2 protein-coding genes and 1 pseudogene are annotated in these 2,471 nt (G+C 63.5%); 2 read left to right on the forward strand and 1 reads right to left on the reverse strand.

Annotated elements, in window-relative coordinates; all coding sequences use genetic code 11:
* Positions 1 to 453: SIS domain-containing protein (locus tag PF446_RS01365; protein WP_298068948.1), on the forward strand; the 453-nt coding region annotated here is incomplete at its 5' end.
* Between the two features lie 232 nt (positions 454 to 685).
* On the opposite strand, the gene PF446_RS01370 is transcribed toward PF446_RS01365, so the two are convergent.
* Complete coding sequence (locus PF446_RS01370) at positions 686 to 2,020, reverse strand: MFS transporter (RefSeq protein WP_298068950.1); 1,335 nt, start codon at positions 2,018 to 2,020, stop codon at positions 686 to 688.
* A 44-nt stretch (positions 2,021 to 2,064) separates the two neighbouring features.
* Between PF446_RS01370 and PF446_RS01375 the strand changes: the two are divergent.
* Positions 2,065 to 2,471: pseudogene (locus PF446_RS01375) on the forward strand (hypothetical protein); the annotation flags it as partial.

A 2,471-nucleotide genomic window follows, 5' to 3' on the forward strand; every position in this document is an offset into this window, starting at 1 on the left:
GAGCTGGTGCACTGCCAGCATGCCCTGTTCCTGGGTCGCGGCGTGATGTTCCCGGTGGCCCAGGAAGGCGCGCTCAAGCTCAAGGAAATCTCCTACATCCACGCCGAGGCGTATCCGGCAGGGGAGCTCAAGCACGGCCCGCTGGCGCTGGTGGACGAGGAGATGCCGGTGATCGCGGTGGCTCCGGGCGACCGCCTGCTGGACAAGCTCAAGTCCAACCTCCAGGAAGTGCGCGCGCGCGGCGGCGAGCTGCTGGTCATCGCCAATCAGGGCGAGGACCTGTCCAGCCTCGGCAACGGCGGCGCACGGGTGGAGGTTCCCGCAGGGGGCGAGTTCATCGCACCGGTGGTATTCACCATCCCGTTGCAGCTGCTGGCCTATCACGTGGCCGTGCTGCGTGGGACCGATGTCGACCAACCCCGCAACCTGGCCAAGTCCGTCACGGTGGAATGAGGCGCCCCCGATCAAGGCGCCGCATGGTCGAAGTCAATTGCCGCAGATCGGCTGCTTGCCTGCTGGCGACCGCAACAAATGCCCGTGCTGCAGGGGAAGGGGCTCTGGGATGCCGCGCAGCGGCAGGGGATCCACGCGCCTGGGCGTGCTGGTCCATCTCGATCCCCTCCCTGGAAAGGGGAGGGTGTCAAATCCACGCAGGCCGGACCGGCGCGTTTTCGGAGGGCGTAGTTCAGTCGTTGGGCAGTCCGCCCGCACGGCTGAACCACAGTGCGCCCAGCGTGCCCACCGCGCCCGAAAGCAGGTAAAGGCCCACGTATCCCACGCCCAGATAGATCGCCAGCGACAACGCCACCAAGGGCGCAAAGCCCGCGCCGAACAGCCAGCCCAGATCCGAGGTGATCAGGGCGCCGGTGTAGCGGAAGTGGCTGCGGAAGCTGGAGTTCACCGCGCCCGCCGCCTGCGCATGCGAAAAACCAAGCAGGGCAAAACCCACGATGATGAACAGATAGCTTTCGGTGGTGCCGCCGCCGAGCATGAGTGGGGTCCATCCGCTGTAGACCGCGATCAGTACGGCAAAGATCGCCAGCGTCATGCGCCGGCCGTATTGGTCGGCGATCCATCCGGACAGGAACATGCACGGGATGGCAATGGCGGCGCCAACCACCTGCACCAGCAGGAAGCTTGCCGGGCTCTGCTTGGTGAACAGCAGTGCCCAGGAAAGCGCAAAGATGGTCACCAGATGGAACAGCGCGTAACTGGCCAGTGGCGCGAAGGCACCCAGCGTGATGGCGCGGCCCTGCGAGCGCACCAGTTCGCCGACTGGAGACGGCTCAAGGTCGCGAAGTTCCAGCATTCTCGCGTACCGGGGCGCGACCACAAGCCGCAGCCGGGCAAACAAGGCCACCACGTTGATGGCAAAGGCCACGAAAAACGGATACCGCCAGCCCCAGTCGAAGAACTCGCTCGGTGTCAGGCTGATCAGCAGGTAGGCAAAAAGGCCCGCGGCCATGATGAACCCGATCGGCGCGCCCAGCTGCGGAATCGTCGCGTACCAGCCGCGACGGTTGCCCGGCGCGTTGAGGGCGAGCAGCGAGGCCAGGCCGTCCCAGCTGCCGCCAATGGCAAACCCCTGGCCAAAGCGAAGCAGGGCGAGCGCAACGATGGCGAACACGCCGAACGAGTCGTACCCCGGCAGAAAGGCAATCCCGGCGGTCGTGGTGCCAAGCAGGAACAAGGCTACAGTGAGTTTGGGACCAGGGCCGAATGCGCGGTGCAGCATCAGGAAAAACAAGGACCCGAGCGGACGTGCGATGAACGCCAGCGCGAAAATCGTGAACGAGTAGAAGATGCCGGTCAGTTCACTGGCGAAGGGGAAAAAGACCTTCGGGAAAATCAGCGCGCAGGCAATGCCGAAGACAAAGAAGTCGAAGAACTCGGAGATGCGGCCGATCACCACGCCGATGGAGATGTCTCCCGGAGTGATGTCTGCAGCGCCATGTTCCTCGATCTCGGAAGGCGAGAGCGCGTTGGCGTGTTCATTGGGCTGGGTGTTGCTGGTCGACATGATGCTTCCGTGGGTGCGATGCCGGCCTGGCGGCATATCGTGGTTTGTTCAAGCGCCTGGGCTGGCCGGACGGTGGTCTCGATGCGATGCGATTTGCAACTCAAGGGCTATATAAGGATGCACCGGCTGCATCGAATCGGCCAGAAGACAATGTGTCGCATCGGAATCATCTTGCAGTGCCGGTATCATACGTAGATCCCTCCATGCCCCCAAGTCTATCCATGTCCGTAAAACGTCTACGCGGCCTCCTGCTGTTTCCGCTGGCGCTCATGCTCAGCGGCTGCAATATGGTGCTGCTCCATCCGGCTGGCGACGTGGCGCGTCAGCAAAGCGACCTGATGATTGCCTCGGTGATCATCATGTCGCTGATCATCGTGCCGGTGCTGATTGCCATCGGCGTCATCGCGTGGCGCTATCGAGCCTCCAACAAGGATGCGACCTACGAGCCCGA

Source organism: Oleiagrimonas sp. (assembly GCF_027858935.1).
GTDB lineage: Bacteria > Pseudomonadota > Gammaproteobacteria > Xanthomonadales > Rhodanobacteraceae > Oleiagrimonas.

Coding starts and splice junctions, on each gene's coding strand:
- PF446_RS01370 (WP_298068950.1), bottom strand. CDS start 2,020: ATGTCGACCAGCAACACCCAGCCCAATGAACACGCCAACGCGCTCTCG.